Here is a 16225-nt window from a genome sequence, read left to right as displayed (position 1 = left end):
AAACGGATAGAAATTGAAGCGAAAACCATTCCAGTCTATGCAAGGTAAAAAGGGGATGGCATATGAATTTAATATTTAAAATAGCAAAGATAAGAAGAACTCAAAGACAAAGAATATACAATAGAGCTTATCGCCAAGCTCTGAAACATTTGAAGCGAGAATTCAAGGCAGAAGCGGACCGTCACGCGCAAGCTGAGAAAGAATTAGAGAAATATTATCGTAAAGATGTAGACAGCGAAGCCAAAAAGACGCGCAAGAAAATCCAAGAGTTAGAGAACTATAAACTTCTTCTTGAAAGAAAGGAAATGGAAATCGAATCTAAGCTTGCTTTTCTAAATGATCAATTGCACAAAATCGAAGAGTTGAAGGCCAGAATGGATGGGGCTGTTAATTTAATGGCACGTGCAGGATCTCTTTCAAACGGAGCGATCGACGATGCTGAGAAGATCAAACAGGCTTTGAAAAAAGTGCTTTAATTCAGAGATTTTATGGGTAACTCTCCAGTTCCGCATTCAGTAGAGCAAATTAGGAAGGAACTCCCGCCTACTTGGAAAATAACTACGGTAGATGCAGTTTCGAAAATTGTTAGAGTATATAAGCTATCTCAATATTTAGACGGAATTAAAGTAATAACAGTCCTAGCGAACTTGGCAAATGATATGGATCACCATCCAGAAATTCTTCTTTCGTATAGTTCTGTTAGAGTAGAAGTTTATACCCATAGTTTGAAAGGCTTGTCCAGCTTTGATTTGCAATTCGCTCTCTCAGCCGAAAATCTTTTAAGCGATCTCTAATTTAAAACTGAATTGGTAATTAATAATTTATATCGTTACGCAATTTTTGGTCGGTGACCATCTTTTCTTTTTACTCTAAAATTTGATTTCGCTATTTTATATTCTAAGATCCATAGCTCTCGGAAGAATATCTTTGAATCGAAGTTCGCATGTATCGCAGCCTTTACTTGCCAAATTACTTTTTCTGTGTCCGAGAATCCTTTGGATTTATACTCTTCCAAAAGTAGCACAAATAAATAGCACATTGAAACTCCGTGACTAACGGCGAGACTTCTAAGTTGAGTCCAATCTTCTGGCTTTGGCCTAAAGTTGAATTTTATATATCTATTTTCTTTTGATCTTCCCAGAATGCTTTGGTATTTTGTATAAGTGGATTCAGCATTAAAACGTTTATTCGAATAAAAATTTCTTTGTTGGCTTGTGAGAGCTTTTCTTAGCAAACAGTTGATTCCATGTTTACGAACGTATTTTGCCAAGTGCGGGGGAATTAGAAGAGTAGAGACTTTGCGTTTTTTTCTAATTATATTTCCTAAAGATATGTTTTGGGAAAAGGAGCGGTGAAAAGTGGGTTTTAATTTTTCCATAAAAGAGACGGGTCTTGAAATGGAAAAAGAGAATGAATTTTTTGCAGGGATTACGATTTATATGCAAGATGGCATCTATTTTGAGAAGGAACTCCTCAAAGGAATCCGTTCTTAAAATGTTAAAGAACGGATTCTCAATAATGGGAAGATGAAAGATCTAATCTAAAATTACGATTCCTTCATAGTTGTCGGTAAACCTATAGCCGATCCCCCAGATTGTTTCGATCCATTCCGGTTGAGCTGAATTCTTCTCTAACTTGGAGCGAATTCTTTTAATATGGGAGTCGATCATTCTTTCAAATCCATCCCATTCCATACCCCAGACTGCTTCTAAGATCATTTCTCTTGAGAAAACTTTACCGGGAGAAGTCGCCATTAGCTGTAAAATATCAAATTCTTTTCTGGAAATGTTGATCACCTGGTCTTTCAAGGTTACCCTACGACGAACTGGATCGATTTTCAGAGACCCTCTGATGATTTCGCCGCCGCTTCCGATATTCGGTTTGATTCCGGCTTTTTTGTCCCATCTGCGGAAGAATACATCTACTCTGGTCTTTAATTCTCTTACGGAGAAAGGCTTTGTGATATAGTCATCTGCGCCTAACTCGAGTCCCATTATTCTATCTATTTCTTCATTTCGAGCAGTAACAATAAAAATAGGCGTATTCTCGTCAGATCTTCGGACTGTTCGACACACATCCATTCCGTCAATATCCGGCAAGGAAAGATCTAAAATTAAGAGGTCAGGGTGATTTGCCTTATAGTATTTAAGGCCCTCTTCGCCAGAAGTTTGAATTGTGGTCCGGTAATGAGCTGAATCCAATGACTTTCGTATTAAATTCCCGATGTCCGGATCATCTTCAATTACCAGAATGTTCTTCATAAGCGCCTCAGATGTATTGGATGTTAAATTTAACCTCATTACAACATATTATTCCCACCAAAATTGTAACATAGCAAAAAATGGGATTTTAAATGTATTGATTGGAAAACAAAAATTCGGAAAATGCTAAATGTTTGGCGTTTTTGAAGGTTTTGCTGTTTATCTTTAATGGCATTTTTAAAGAATTCTTATTTCTTAATGTGAAAAGTCTGGTTTTGGGCAGTTTATGAAATATAGTAACCCTTCTTTTCCTCGGAGTTGGGCCCTTATTGCGGTTTCGGAACCCGGATTGGATGTTCACGAAGTAACTAGAACCCTTGGGGTCCGACCGGACTTGTCGGTAAATAAAGGAGTTCCTGCCATCTCAGGAAAATCGGTTACTTCTTCCTTATGGCAAATCCATTCGAAAAGAGACGCGAGTTCCCCGTTAGAAGATCATATTCAAGAGTTATTGGAACGAATCGCTCCTCGTCGCAAAGAATTTCAAAGTTTTTGCGAAAAACATAATGTCGTACTATATTGTTCCGTTGAATTTAATAACGGTAGTTTAGAAGAAACCGTGCTGAGCGCTCGGACTCTTTTGTTGCTCGGAAATCTTGGGTTGAAATTGATCTTTCATGCGTGGAATGTTCCGGAAAGAAGGAGAAGGTCAGAGGATCAGAATTAATTCTTCTAACGAAAATGTTTTAATGTATTTTCGAATCGGAGGTCTCGGTTTGGAGAGAATTAATACTCGGTTTTTTTCTCGCAAATCCAAGGCGTATTTGATCAATTTTTCTATTACTGGAAATGGCAAAGTATCGAATTTTGATATTTCTAATTTTACATGCCGATTTGTTTCATAAAAAGCCATCGCTAAGACTGAGTTCAACTCGTTCAATACTTGGTCGTTCACTTCAGGAAGGAGAGGTTCAATCTCTACAGCTTTGGCCTTTTTTCTTATTTCGAAGTAACTGTATTTTCGGATATACTCCACAATCGGTTCCCTTTCTAAAGGATTTGTTTACTATTTTGAACAATCAAATTCAAAGATGAAGCTGAATAACTTAGAAATATTGTCATTTCGATCCAGATTTTTACATGCTACGAGAACTTTTTTTCATGAAAAAGGATTCCTCGAGGTTGATACACCATCCTTGAAGAAAATTCCTGGAATGGAGCCGTATTTAGATCCATTTGTGGTAGGATCTCCTTCCGGAGAAGAGAAGGGGTATCTGATTACTTCCCCGGAATATTCTCTCAAACAAGCTCTATCTTTAGGTGCAGAGAAAGCGTACGAGATTGCCCATACTTTTCGTTCAGGGGAGAAGGGGAGTTCCTACCATACCGCGGAATTTCTGATGCTGGAATTTTATCAAGTAGGCACTGATTTGCACCAAGCAATGGACCTTCTTGAGGAATTAATTCGATGGGTCACTAATAAGCTGAGTCTTCCCTTTCCGGAAAAACCATTTCAAAGAAAATCAGTGAAGGAACTCCTCTCCAAGTTGGCAGGTATAGATTGGGATAGAGATTCATTAGAACGAAAAATAACCGAATTGTCTCTCACGAATCTCTCTTTCAATTCCATGGAATATGAAGACTGCTTTTTTTTAATATTTTTAAACTTATTGGAGCCGAATTTCGCTTCGGAATTCCAATTCATCTATGACTATCCTCCAGAGATGGCTGCCCTTTCTAGAATTGAACTTGGGGCAGCGAAAAGGTTCGAATTGTATTTCGGAAAAATAGAATTAGCTAATGCATTTTACGAGCTTTTGGACCCGATAGAACAGAGAGCTCGTTTTGAAAAAGAACAAGAGTTGAGAAGAAAGTTAGGGAAGGAAGTTTTTCCAGTTCATGAGGAGTTCCTTCAGGCTTTGGAGAGAGGCATCCCCGAATGTTCAGGAATTTCGATCGGATTGGATCGTCTTCTAATGGTACTTTTGGGAAGGAACTCCCTCTCGGATATTAGCCCATATTGGCGAGAAATTTGAAAACGGTGGATTTTATTCTTCTCTGACTTCATTTAGAATTAAGAAAGCATCATGGATGGTTCGATAATGAATATAGGCCTCGCAAAACTTTTGTTGCACGGATTGTCGATCAAATTAACTTAAGATTCGATTTGCCCTAAAAAGGGTTCTTCGAATGAAAAGACCCCTGGCCTTTAGTGCGGACGGAGAATATGACTAAGAAGCAGAATTATTACGTCACTATAAAAGGCAAAAAATATGATCGAGGCTTGATTGAGTTGGCGGAAAAGGCCACCTCGGGTAAAAAAGACGGCCGTATTTCAATCGCAGATGCAAAGAAACTTCTCAACGCAGTGAAGGATAACAATACTTATACGGACGTTGAAAAGAAAACCATGGAATATGTCCGTGAGAATTTTCAATTTACTGCAAAAGCAGACGAGTGGTTTCGTACTGAAATCCGCAAATGGGCTGCTGAAAAATCTTCTCATCCTAAATCTTCCCCACAAGAGGAATATACTTCCCACGATGAAGCGATTAGTCTCATGAGTTCTCAACACTCAGACGCACCTTATAGAGGATATATCCCGACCCCTTCTGCAGGCCAGGCGAAAAAGCAGAATCGTATTCCCGTTCTGGTCCTTTCTCTCATTATTCTCGCGGGCTTTGGAATAGGGATCTACTATGCATTCCGAAACGGCGGAAAGAAGGCCGTTAGTCATACTGAAGAAATTAAAGAAAGCAAACCTAAACAAGTAGAGGAGAAGAAGGAAACTTCTTCCTCATCGGAAAAAGAAAGTATTTTCGGCTTCTTCTCTCAGAAACACGAACCCGCAAATCTTTCCGGGAAAGACGGGGAGCTTGCTTCTAAAATCCAATCTTCTCCGATCCTTTTCGATAAAAATGATATAAAAGTTCCTAAGTCCCAAAGAAGGATCCTGGATTCTCTTACCTTTCTTCTCAAAAAACATTCGGATATTAAGGTAGTTCTGATCGGTCATGCTTCATCCGAAGGAACCGAAGAGGTAAATCTGAAAGTTTCCCAACTCAGGGCCGAGATGGTCAGGGATTATTTATTGGGGAATGGTTTAGAAACTTCTCGTTTCATTTTAGAAGCGAAAGGTTCTCAGATAGTTTCCTCTCCCGAGGGGAAGGGACAAAGTCAGGAAAAAAACAGGCGAGTAGATATCCAAATCGTCAAGTGAAAGGGGAGTGATTTCCCTTTTCTTCTCTCTTCCAATTTCTGGTAGGAACTCCAGACACTTCTCCACATTCTCAGTCTAATCAAATAGTAAACGGATATTCCGTATTCTTAAAATTGTCCATTTGGCGGAAAAATCCTATACAAGCACCCCGACCCTAAGAGACGATGAAACCATCATCGGAGATGACAATGGCATTTGATATAGATATGATTCGTGCCCGGTATGAAAAACTCGGGACCCTGGTTAAAAAAGCCAGAGAAGTGGTCGGCAGACCTCTCACTCTGACCGAAAAAATTCTTTATTCTCACCTTTGGGAAGGAACTCCTTCCTCTAATTTCGAAAGAGGAAAATCTTACGTTGATTTTGCTCCGGACCGAGTTGCAATGCAGGACGCAACCGCGCAGATGGCCTTATTACAATTCATGTCCGCAGGTAGAAGTAAGGTTGCAGTTCCTTCCACCGTACACTGCGACCACTTGATCACTGCGAAAATCGGTTCCTCTGAGGACTTAGCGACCGCCTCAACCGAAAACAAAGAGGTTTACGACTTTCTTTCTTCTGTTTCCAATAAATACGGGATCGGATTCTGGAAGCCCGGAGCAGGAATTATCCACCAAGTAGTTTTAGAAAATTATGCATTCCCTGGAGGAATGATGATCGGGACCGACTCTCACACGGTGAACGCCGGAGGTTTGGGAATGGTTGCGATCGGAGTTGGAGGAGCAGATGCTTGCGACGTAATGGCTGGCCTTCCTTGGGAGCTCAAATGGCCTAAATTGATCGGGGTGAAACTGACTGGGAAACTGAACGGTTGGACTTCTTCAAAAGATGTTATCTTAAAAGTGGCAGGAATTCTTACCGTAAAAGGTGGAACAGGAGCAATCGTAGAATACTTCGGTGAAGGAGCTTCTTCTCTCTCTTGTACCGGAAAAGGAACCATCTGTAATATGGGAGCGGAAATCGGAGCAACTACTTCCACTTTTGCTTACGATGAATCCATGGAAAGATACCTTCGTTCTACTAGCAGAGGGGATATCGCCGATTTAGCGAACGGGGTGAAGGAACACCTCACCGCTGATCCGGAAGTATACGCAAACCCTGATAAATTCTTCGACCAAGTGATCGAGATCAACCTTTCCGATTTGGAACCTCACTTGAACGGACCCTTCACTCCGGACTTGGCTACCCCTATTTCTAAAATGAAAGAAGAAGCTAAGAAGAACGGATGGCCTACAAAAGTAGAAGTAGGGCTAATCGGTTCCTGCACAAACTCTTCCTATGAGGACATTTCTCGTGCAGCTTCTCTTGCAAACCAAGCCGCGGAAAAATTCTTAAAACCTAAGGCAGAGTTTACGATCACTCCTGGTTCGGAGTTGGTTCGGTTTACGATAGAAAGAGACGGGTATATTAAAGTTTTCGAAAAGATCGGAGCGAAAGTTTTTGCGAACGCTTGCGGTCCTTGTATCGGAATGTGGTCCAGAGTAGGAGCGGATAAAAAGGAGAAGAACACGATCGTTCACTCTTTCAACCGGAACTTCCAATCTAGGAACGATGGGAACCCGAACACATACGCATTTGTAGCTTCTCCTGAACTTGTAACTGCTTTGGCAATCGCGGGAGATCTTACTTTCGATCCGAATAATGACACTCTTACGAATGAAAAAGGGGAGAAGGTTAAATTAGATCCTCCGAACGGAGATGAACTTCCTAAAAGAGGATTCGATGTAAACGATCCTGGTTACCAAGCCCCTGCTGCAGACGGTTCTAATATTCAAGTGGTAGTGGATCCTAAATCCACCCGACTCCAATTGCTTGCTCCTTTCATTAAGTGGGAAGGCACGGATCTAAAAGGATTAAACCTTCTGATCAAAGTAAAAGGAAAATGTACGACCGACCATATCTCTATGGCGGGCCCTTGGTTGAAGTTCAGAGGGCATTTGGATAATATTTCCAATAACCTTTTGATCGGAGCTACGAATATCTTCAACGAGAAGATCAATAGCGTGAAGAACCAATTAGACGGATCTTACGACGAAGTTCCTAAAGTACAACGCCAATACAAAGCAAAAGGGATCGGTTCTATAGTGATCGGAGACGAGAACTACGGAGAAGGTTCTTCCAGAGAACACGCTGCTATGGAGCCAAGATTCTTAGGAGTAAGAGCGGTTCTTGTAAAATCATTTGCTCGTATCCACGAGACAAACTTGAAAAAACAAGGGATGCTTGCTTTGACATTTGCAGATAAGGCGGATTACGATAAGATCCAAGAAGACGATAAGATAGATATTATCGGACTCACCGATTTTAAAGAAGGAACTCCTCTTACTTTAGCTTTACATCATAAAGATGGAAGTAAGGACGAATTTAAAGTAAACCACACTTATAATGCTCAGCAGATTGAATGGTTTAAAGCGGGAAGCGCTTTGAATTTGATTGGCGGCAAAAAGTAAAACTTTTCCGAAGAGAGCCGGGGCTAGCTTTTAGCAGTCTCGGCTTTTTTATTTGGATTCCGGTTTTAGACCTTTCTGCAAGATCCTCACCATTTCTTTAATAGTAGCTTTGATTTCCGATTCTGGAATTTTATAAACCACCTGGGCCATAAATCCTAACGCGAAAGTTAAAGAAGAAATCCCGAATGCAACCGATTTCAGATCTGCTTTTGGATCGATCTCTCCTCGCTTCTTAAATTTTTCCAACTCTTGGATCATTTCCGGCAGAGCCTTGGTATAAATTTTGGTTTGGATAATTCTACTAACATCGGGATCTAAGATAATCCTACTGACTGCAACTTTCATGAAGTCGGAGTAATGTTTGAAATCGGAACATCTTTCCGTAATGGACTCAACCAATGCCTCGTCCAAATGAAGTTCCGGCTTGGTCTCTATTTCTTTTTTTCCTGTAGCTGAATCGCCTAGATCGTCTGTTCGAGTTAGGATTGCTTCTAAGAGACCCTTCTTCCCGCCGAAATAACGCATGATCAGAGCCTCGTTCGCTCCTGCAGACTTGGCGATATCCTTCGTGGTAGCTGCGTCATATCCTTTTTTGGCAAAAACTTGTATCCCAGCCTTCATCAAAGCGGTTTCAGTTGCCTTTCGGTCTCTTTTTTTAGGGCCCTTATGAGAGCCGTGAGCAGCCGCTTTGGATGCCTTAGTTTTTTTGACCTTCTTTTTAGGGGTTCGAACCATCTAACTGCCTATATGGGATGTATCCCGACCTTCGACTAATCAGCCAAGCGCATTTTTACTTTTTAGATCCACTTTACTCTTGCCTGTTCCGTTTATTTTCACAATATGGTGATAAGTAAGTGAATGATTACATGTGGATTTCTTGATCCACTTTGATCTGAAACTCCGAAAAAAGGGAACTTTCTTCAAATTTATGGTTTGGAATTCGTTTTTTAAAAAAAGCTTAAGTGGAGATAAGATATTTGTTTCTCTGCTCATTTTGTTAAACGCATTCCTTCTTCTTCCAGGATCCGGAGGAAACACAATCTTAACACAAGGGGACGAAGCGATGCATATCGCTACGATCCGAGAAAGTTTAGCCTCTTCTTCCTATCTTTTTCCTAAATTCGAAGGTGTTTTAAATCTCTACAAGCCGCCTGCACTGTTTTGGCTCGGAATTTTGTCGGATAGTCTCTTCGGTGTCAGCTTTTTTGCGGAAAGATTTCCTTCCTTTTTACTTTTTTTTGGGTCCTCTGTTCTAATTTACGCAGGCATTAGAAGGGCAGGTGGGAGTTCTAAACTAGCGTTCACAATTTCTTTTGCTTACACTTTGACCTTGGGAGTATTTAAATTCTCTAGATTAGTGATGATGGAGTCCTTACTGACTTTTTTTATCATCTTGGTTTCAGTTACGATCTTAGAATTCAGGCTCTCTAAGAATCGTATCTGGTTATTTCTCGGGGGCTTCTTCTCCGGAATCGCAATTCTAGTGAAAGGACCTGTTTTCCAGGTATATAGCGGGGTCATCTTAGGATCTTATTCAGTTATTGGGATTTTCCTTCTTCACTCAAATGGGGGATGGGCAGGTAAAAAAAGAATATGGAAGGAACTCCTCTCTCACATCATCTTCCATTCTTCTTCTTTGGTCGTTCCGGTAATTTGGATCTTGGTCCTCCTTTCCTATTCAGAGTTAGGAAAAGAATTCCTAACGATCTTTCTATTCACAGAAAATCTCGGTAAATTCTCAGCGGCGACCGCCAACCAGTCTGAATGGATTATCCCAATTGGATTTTTGCTTTATAGTTTTCCTTTCAGTCTGGCGGTTTTCTTTGGATTCTATTCCAAATTATTCACCAAGCCCAAGTCTTTGAGAGAAGTGGTCGGGAGTTCCTACCTCTGGGCAATTCTTGCCATCTGCTTGGTTCACCTGGCTCCGAACCGTAAGGACTTTTATTACCTTCTTCCTTTGATCCCCTTGGCTTTTTTGGGAATCGGATTATTCTTCATTCGAAAAAAGGAATATCAATTCTCAAGATTATTGTCTTTGAACTATTTCTTCTGTTTCGGGATCAGCGCCTTGGTCTTGGCTGGAATGTGGGGTTTTGGAATTCTTCTGGGCCAAAGTATCTTGGCGGAATTGGTTTTCACGGCATTCTTACTTTTGATTTTCTTATGGGGAAGAAGGATCCGAGACCAGAGGGCAGGAGTTCCTTCCTCCACTACCTTGAACCTCGTTCTCGCGGCAGGTTTACTCTCTTATATCCAATTTTCCATTCTTCCTAGAGTGAACCTTAGCGAAGTTCCGGAGAATGGACCATTCACAAACACAAAACAGATTTGTATCGTTTCTGAAAATCCTTGGACCGCTCTTACTTTTAGGAATGCACTTCCTGGCGCAGAAATCATTCATTCCGTTCCGGGTGCGGATCGAAATTGTGTGGATGGAACTAGGTACCTGGTCTTTTTCCAAGAGCCGATCCCTATTCCATCCGGATACCAACTTCTCCAGACACAAACTGTGTGGAAAAGAGATGTTACCCTGAAGGAACTCCTGAGTCCAACTCAAGGAAAAGAATACGTATATTTTTATATGCCTTCTCGGAATAAGAATTCCGAATCGGAGACTCGATGAGCCCAATCTCTTTCAGAAAAATTTTCCCTTATCTCCCCATTTTCGTTTTGGGTCTTGCTGTCGGCACATTTATAGCTTTCAAATATTCCAGAGGCTCTGCGGTACAGTCCGGCATGGAATGGGAAGGGAAAGAGATTTGTCTAGATTATTGTGATAATCTTGCGAAATGTACTAAGAAAGAATACCCCCAAACTTCGGAAGACCAATTGTATAAGGTGGAAAACGCCTGCTTAAGAGGTTGTAGAAAACATTTCGATAAGATGCAAGTATGTCTTCAGCCGGAGAAAATGGCAAGTTGTTCCGAATTGACTTCCTGTCTATTCGGAGAATTAAAAAAGTATTATTAAAACTTTCTTAATACTCTCCCTTCCAGAAACGATTCACTTTTTTTACGTAATCTTTCGTTTCCTTATAAGGAGGGATCCCGTCGTATTTTTGGACTGCCCCTGGTCCGGCGTTATAAGCCGCGATTGCCTTATCAGGATTTCCGAACTTCTTCATCATATCCGCGAGAAACTTAGTCCCACCTGCGATATTTTCTTCCGGATCGAAAGGATTTTCCACGCCTAAAATATCCGCGGTGCCAGGCATGAGCTGCATCAGACCGATCGCTCCTTTGGAGGAAACCGCATTCGGTTTAAAATTGGATTCCGCCTTGATCACAGATTTGACTAGGTTCGGATCCAAATGATTTTTATAAGATTCCCTTTCTATAATGCTAGTTAAGTCCTTTGGAGTCGGATCGTTCTCCTGGGAGAAAATTCCCTTCATTTTAGAGTCCAACTCTTGGGAAAATTCCGATTCGATCTTTTTTAGTGTAGGATCTCCTTCCTCGGCAGGAGGTTTCGGTTGAAATCTCTCTGTGATTCCCTGTATTTCTTCCATTCTGGAGACAATTCTACGATAAGATTCTAGGTCATCTAACTTCATACGCGCCTCTGGAGTTCCTACCTAAGCCGAAATGGCTAATCTTCACATCCTTATTATGTCTCTCGGCCGAAAATCCGGAACTCGTGAGTCTTTTTTGCAGGTTTTAGAAAGGAAATCCAAGGGTTTCTTGAAAAAACCCGGCGCCTAAGAACGATAGACGGCGTGATAGAAATAGAGATAGTCACAACACCAAGGCTCACAGCTTTTCCGGTATTTCTCGCTTTCAGTCGGGGATACTTTGAAGAAGAAGACGTACTCGTTAGAGTTCGCGCGCTCAAAAGTTACGAGGCGGTTCTTGCTCACTTAAGAGAAGGTAGGGCAGAAGCTGGAGAAATTCCCTTCACTGCATGGGCTCACCAACAACTCAAAAAGACTTCTCCTCATTGGACTTTTTATCGAGGGGTTATTTTATCCTGTTTGGTACATGGATTTTATTCCGCATCTTATATGGAAGCGGAGTCTATCCGAGATTCGTATCATAGTTTTTTACCGATATTACATCCTTATTCCTTGGACAGGTTCGTAGCAGAGGAATTTTTCCGTTCAGAAAATTATCATCGTCGAAAACCTGTACCTTATCTTACTACAAGACCTACGTTACTCGCTCATGAATTCATTCGTGCGGAGTGTTTGGGTGCGGCTGCCTCTTTACAAGAGTATCCATTTTTTGGGGAGAAGGGTTACTGTCTCACTGTGGAAAACGAGATCCCACCATATTATTTACCCACAAATATGCTCGTATTCACAGGAAGGTTCGCTTCTAAATTTCCGGAAGAAGCAAACAGAGTTTCAAGAGCGATCAAAAAGGCAATGGAGGATCTGGCGAATCACGTTGCATACGAAGGAGATTCTTTCGTAGCAGATTGGGTAGGACCTTGCCCTTGGAAGCCAGGAGAACTGGACGGATTCTACAGAAGGTCAGTACCTGAACTTGGAAAAATTTTATCCGGAATGCCTTCCTTCGAAGATGTACGTTTTGTGATGGAAATGTACGGAAAAACCTTCCCGAGTTTGGACGGGGGCAAAAAGATTTTGGAGAATTTGGCCCATTCGGTCGCTGATAATCCTTTTCCTAAATTTCCTACTTCGATTACTCAAACTAATTCCAAACTCTATCATGGTTATTATTCAAACGGAAAGAGTAAATTCGGGAATATCGTAAAAGATATCTCTCCACTCAGAAGTTTGGTCTCCGAAATGAAAGAATTGGCACTTTCTCTCTTTTTAGGAAGAAGAGAAGTTTCCTTAGATACCCAACTTCCCAAAAGCCCATTCCTTTTCATACGTTCCACAGTAAATGCAATATTAGATTATTTGAATCAAGAAATCCGGGATATAGAAGAAAAGAACAAAAGGTTATCCGAAGACAATTACCTCTTGGAAACCAGACTAGATATAAGCGATCTAAAACGCCAGACCACGGAAGAAAGATACCGTTATATGTTCGAATTCGCTACCGATGCGATGATCATAGTAAACGCAGACACAAGAATGATCGTGGATGCAAACAGAAGGTTTAGAGAAGTATCCGGATATCAAACCTCAGAGATCAAAAATATTAGACTAGCAAGAGTTCTTCCTGATATTTTGGAACAAACTGAACTGAAATCCCCCGGAGGAAAGGACCAAAACATGACTTTCATCCCGGAAGCAGGTTTGATCCTAAAAGACGGTACCAAATTTTCTGTGGGTCTGAGTGTAACAGGTTTCAGTGCAGAGACAAAAAGATTTTACCAGATCCAAGTAAACGATAACGCATTAATCCTCGAATCCGAGAAGATCAAACACGAGTTCATTTCCAATATATCTCATGAACTTAGATCTCCTATGACGAATATCCAAGGATATTTCGATCTTCTATTTTCAAATGATCAACTTTCTTTGGACAAGGATCAGAAGGAAATGACGGACGTGATCCGCAAAAATGTGAGAAGGTTGAATTTTCTGATAGATAACCTTCTACAATTGGAAAAGAAGGATTCACAAACATCCGAAGAGATGTACGAGATTTTTGATCCGTTAACAGTGATCGAAGAAGTACTTTATATAAATTCTCCTTCTGCATCCGAAAGCGGACTGACAGTCACCACTAATCTTTCCGAAGGGTTGAAACTAAAAGGAGTAAGATTCGAGTTCTCTCAGATCATCACGAATTTTTTCGTGAACGCGATAAAATACACCGAAAAAGGTGGGATAGATGTCTCACTTAAAAAACTCTCGGATAAAAAAGTAGAGGTTCGATTTACGGACACCGGGATCGGAATAGATCCTAAATACAAAGAACTGATCTTCGAGAGATTTTTTAGGATCCCTGACCAAAGGAATAGAACTGTGGGCGGTACTGGACTCGGACTTTCTATCAGTCGTACCTTAATCAATAAAATGGGAGGAGAAGTCATCGTAGAGCCAAACCAAAAAGGTGGCAGCATTTTTAAGGTGATTTTACCTTTGTATTCTGAATGAATCAAAAAAGAACGTATCTAATCTTATCCATACTCATCGTTTCCTTGATCGGAATTTTTTATCTTCTATTTCCGGGAACTTCTACGAAAGAAAGTACTAGTTACCAAGGAGGACTCTCGGAAGAAACCTTGACTCAAAAAGAAAACTCCTTATTCGAAGGAGGGACTTTCTTAGACTTTTCAGGGCATGTAGAAGAGACAGTATCCGGTCCAGTCGCAGTCGTTACGGAACCCGGTTCTAAGCCCACCAAAACGAAATCATATCTAGAAAGTTTAAGTCCGGAAGAAAGAGCCAAATTATACGATCAACTTTATGAAAAGTTTAAACCTCTTAGCGAAAAATTCCCGAACAATTCTCTCATTCCTAAAAAACTTTCGGAAGAAGAGATCGCTAAAAAGAAAGAGAATGAAGATCATTACTATAGAGTCCAAAGAGAAATTTTAGAAAGAAAGGATGTCCCGAAGGAAGAAATGTCCTTTTATCTAAATACAAAACTGAAACGATCCGACGATATGTTGGAGATCCTGAAATATGGAATGGAGAATTACCAAAAATTAGTGGGAGAAAATCCTAAAAATTCCAATCCAGAATATGAGAAACTTCTAAAGGAAAGATTGGATGGGCTTTCTAAGAGCAGGGAAGAAGTGATCTCTGCCCAAAAAGGGAAATTAAACTTATAAACTTTTACGTTTTCTTTTAGAAGTTCTTTTGTTTTGGGGAACTTTTACTTTTTTTGCGGCCGGTTTTCTGACGGAAGGTAATTTCATTTTATTTAATGTGCGGATGAGCTGCACTAGTTCTTCCGGATTCAAAACGGAAAGGATGGAAATTACCTTTTGAAACCCTACCTGTTGCAAAAGACTTACCGCGTTTTTAGTTCCTAAACCCTTCAATAAAGCCGGGATCTCTGAGATGGATCTTTTACGGATCCACTCCGCACATTCTTGCGGAGTTAAAGCCTTGGTCAAAGGAACAAAATCTTTTACAGGCAGAGTCTTGGTCAGCTCCAAAAAAGAATCTATGCCTATAGAATTCAAATACTCTACTGCAGAATCCGGTCCGATATTCGTTAAGATCTCCACGATCGTTTTAGAACCTATCGTGCTGTTTATCCTAGAAACGTTTAATGGTGAGATGGATTCCGCTAGAAATTTCAGATCCTTGAGACCTAGATGTTTTACGTAATAAACCAGATCGGATGGAACCGTGTTTTGGATCAGATCCACTAGGGTGGATTCTTGGATGGATTGTAAAAGAGTAACGATCTCTTGTTCGCTCAGATTTTGGCTTAAGTATAAAAGTTTTTTATGATCCACCTTTTCTGAGATGGAAAACAACGCCTCGTAACCTAGATTACGGAATAACTGGAAGGATTTTTGAGGTCCTAATTTATCCAGATATTCTAATGCGTTTTGAATGGTGGAGATTACCTTCTTCATCCCAAAATATCCGTTAGTAAGTCCAAAACCAAAGGAGAAAGAGATCTTTTAGAATGGACCTTTCTAATATTAGACGCCAAATCTTCGGAGATTTTGCCGATCCATAGATCCAATTCAGGTTCGGAAAGCCCTATAAACTCTTTCAAAGTTTCTTTTCTATAATGATTCAGTAATGTATCTCGGCTGACCGAGTATAAATTTTCCATGGCTCCGCGGACTTTTTCGTCGCTCGCAATCGCTCTTCTGATCCGATCCGTTCCGGCGCCGAATCTAGAAGTTTCCAATCTTCCCAGATCGCTAAAGCCTGTTTGGAAAAGGATTTTTAAAGTATTTCGGATCACTCCTTGGATCTCTTGTGTTCCTGAACCTATGGAAACAAACTCAGCAATCCTTTCCGTAAAAGTAGGCAATAGAGAAGATAAAAATTGAGAAATCTGTTTTTCCAAACCTGCCGCTTGGAAAACTCCATGCAAAGGATTTATCTTTTTATGAAATTCGTTTAGCACCTTCTCCAATCCTTGGGAAAAGATCGCCTGAACTTCGGGTTGATTCAAAATTCCTAGGATCAGATTTTTAGAGGGAGCAGCCTGTGTTCCCGCGATAAATTCTACGATAGAATTCATGGATTCTTCCGAAAGGAATTCATCTGCAGAAGAGTAGGGGAATGCTTTCTCTACCGGAAATTCTTCGGCTAAAACTTTTAGTTTTTCTTCCGGAAGACGAACGAGGCCCAAAACTGAAGGAGAGATTGAGAGATCTTCCGGAAAAATCTCTTCTAGGCTGGATCTAAATAAAAAATGTAAACTTTTACGTACGCTGTTTTCCAGAACTCCTGGTTTAGTGATCCAGTTCTCTACCCTGGTTTTACGGGAAACAAATCTTTTCCAAAATGCCAA

General features: G+C 40.6%; 17 protein-coding genes. 10 read left to right on the top strand and 7 right to left on the bottom strand.

The window, feature by feature from the left end; genetic code table 11:
• The first annotated feature begins 62 nt into the window (after positions 1–62).
• Together LPTSP_RS17390 and LPTSP_RS19365 are read left to right on the top strand one after the other, a co-directional pair.
• Complete coding sequence (locus LPTSP_RS17390) at positions 63–476, top strand: TraB/GumN family protein (RefSeq protein WP_108930020.1); 414 nt, start codon at positions 63–65, stop codon at positions 474–476.
• 12 nt (positions 477–488) lie between these two features.
• Positions 489–794, top strand: coding sequence for a 4a-hydroxytetrahydrobiopterin dehydratase (locus LPTSP_RS19365; RefSeq protein WP_108930019.1), 306 nt, complete (start codon positions 489–491; stop codon positions 792–794).
• A gap of 35 nt (positions 795–829) precedes the next feature.
• Here the strand turns inward: LPTSP_RS19365 and LPTSP_RS17380 are convergent, their stop codons facing one another.
• Complete coding sequence (locus LPTSP_RS17380; protein WP_108930018.1) at positions 830–1378, bottom strand: DUF1564 family protein; 549 nt, start codon at positions 1376–1378, stop codon at positions 830–832.
• Between the two features lie 157 nt (positions 1379–1535).
• The gene (locus LPTSP_RS17375) at positions 1536–2261 is read right to left on the bottom strand and encodes a response regulator transcription factor (RefSeq protein ID WP_100769228.1); all 726 of its coding nucleotides are present in this window, start codon (positions 2259–2261) and stop codon (positions 1536–1538) included.
• Positions 2262–2487: 226 nt separating this feature from the next.
• On the opposite strand from LPTSP_RS17375, the gene LPTSP_RS17365 reads away from it, so the two are divergent.
• Positions 2488–2928 carry a DUF4279 domain-containing protein gene (locus LPTSP_RS17365; protein WP_108930016.1) on the top strand — a complete coding sequence of 147 codons (441 nt, stop codon included), beginning with the start codon at positions 2488–2490 and terminating at the stop codon, positions 2926–2928.
• On the opposite strand, the gene LPTSP_RS17360 is transcribed toward LPTSP_RS17365, so the two are convergent.
• Entirely contained in the window at positions 2911–3237 is a 327-nt protein-coding gene (locus LPTSP_RS17360; protein ID WP_108930015.1) for an STAS domain protein, read from the bottom strand. The two genes, LPTSP_RS17365 and LPTSP_RS17360, sit on opposite strands and share 18 nt — an antisense overlap.
• Positions 3238–3292: 55 nt before the next feature.
• Between LPTSP_RS17360 and epmA the strand changes: the two genes are divergently transcribed.
• From epmA to LPTSP_RS17340, 3 genes are all read left to right on the top strand, one after another.
• Positions 3293–4237: an EF-P lysine aminoacylase EpmA gene (epmA, locus tag LPTSP_RS17355; protein ID WP_108930014.1), complete on the top strand. Its 945-nt coding sequence runs from the start codon at positions 3293–3295 to the stop codon at positions 4235–4237.
• 191 nt (positions 4238–4428) lie between these two features.
• Positions 4429–5421 (top strand): OmpA family protein, encoded by a 993-nt coding sequence (locus LPTSP_RS17350; RefSeq protein WP_108930013.1) that lies wholly within the window; start codon positions 4429–4431, stop codon positions 5419–5421.
• Between the two features lie 188 nt (positions 5422–5609).
• Positions 5610–7871, top strand: a complete 2262-nt coding sequence (locus tag LPTSP_RS17340) for an aconitate hydratase (protein WP_108930012.1) — start codon at positions 5610–5612, stop codon at positions 7869–7871.
• Positions 7872–7919: 48 nt separating this feature from the next.
• On the opposite strand, the gene LPTSP_RS17335 is transcribed toward LPTSP_RS17340, so the two are convergent.
• Positions 7920–8606: a TetR/AcrR family transcriptional regulator gene (locus LPTSP_RS17335; RefSeq protein ID WP_108930011.1), complete on the bottom strand. Its 687-nt coding sequence runs from the start codon at positions 8604–8606 to the stop codon at positions 7920–7922.
• Positions 8607–8799: 193 nt separating this feature from the next.
• On the opposite strand from LPTSP_RS17335, the gene LPTSP_RS17330 reads away from it, so the two are divergent.
• Together LPTSP_RS17330 and LPTSP_RS17325 are read left to right on the top strand one after the other, a co-directional pair.
• Positions 8800–10497, top strand: coding sequence for an ArnT family glycosyltransferase (locus LPTSP_RS17330; protein ID WP_108930230.1), 1698 nt, complete (start codon positions 8800–8802; stop codon positions 10495–10497).
• On the top strand, positions 10494–10844 hold the full coding sequence (locus LPTSP_RS17325; protein WP_108930010.1) for a Cys-rich protein: 351 nt from the start codon (positions 10494–10496) through the stop codon (positions 10842–10844). Before LPTSP_RS17330 ends, LPTSP_RS17325 begins: the two co-directional genes overlap by 4 nt.
• Positions 10845–10851: 7 nt before the next feature.
• On the opposite strand, the gene LPTSP_RS17320 is transcribed toward LPTSP_RS17325, so the two are convergent.
• Entirely contained in the window at positions 10852–11427 is a 576-nt protein-coding gene (locus LPTSP_RS17320) for a lytic transglycosylase domain-containing protein (RefSeq protein ID WP_108930009.1), read from the bottom strand.
• Positions 11428–11589: 162 nt separating this feature from the next.
• On the opposite strand from LPTSP_RS17320, the gene LPTSP_RS17315 reads away from it, so the two are divergent.
• Together LPTSP_RS17315 and LPTSP_RS17310 are read left to right on the top strand one after the other, a co-directional pair.
• On the top strand, positions 11590–13890 hold the full coding sequence (locus LPTSP_RS17315; protein WP_108930008.1) for a sensor histidine kinase: 2301 nt from the start codon (positions 11590–11592) through the stop codon (positions 13888–13890).
• A complete protein-coding gene (locus LPTSP_RS17310; protein WP_108930007.1) occupies positions 13887–14570 on the top strand; it encodes an LIC_20245 family lipoprotein in 684 nt (227 codons plus the stop codon). The genes LPTSP_RS17315 and LPTSP_RS17310 overlap by 4 nt, the downstream gene beginning before the upstream one ends.
• On the opposite strand, the gene LPTSP_RS17305 is transcribed toward LPTSP_RS17310, so the two are convergent.
• Positions 14565–15329 carry a hypothetical protein gene (locus LPTSP_RS17305; RefSeq protein ID WP_108930006.1) on the bottom strand — a complete coding sequence of 255 codons (765 nt, stop codon included), beginning with the start codon at positions 15327–15329 and terminating at the stop codon, positions 14565–14567. The two genes, LPTSP_RS17310 and LPTSP_RS17305, sit on opposite strands and share 6 nt — an antisense overlap.
• Positions 15326–16225, bottom strand: a complete 900-nt coding sequence (locus tag LPTSP_RS17300) for a hypothetical protein (RefSeq protein ID WP_108930005.1) — start codon at positions 16223–16225, stop codon at positions 15326–15328. Before LPTSP_RS17300 ends, LPTSP_RS17305 begins: the two co-directional genes overlap by 4 nt.

Origin of the sequence: Leptospira johnsonii (assembly GCF_003112675.1) — a bacterium.
GTDB classification, from domain to species: Bacteria; Spirochaetota; Leptospiria; order Leptospirales; family Leptospiraceae; genus Leptospira_B; species Leptospira_B johnsonii.
Note: the sequence above shows the minus strand (reverse complement) of the source record. Positions and strands in the feature narration are given on the sequence as shown.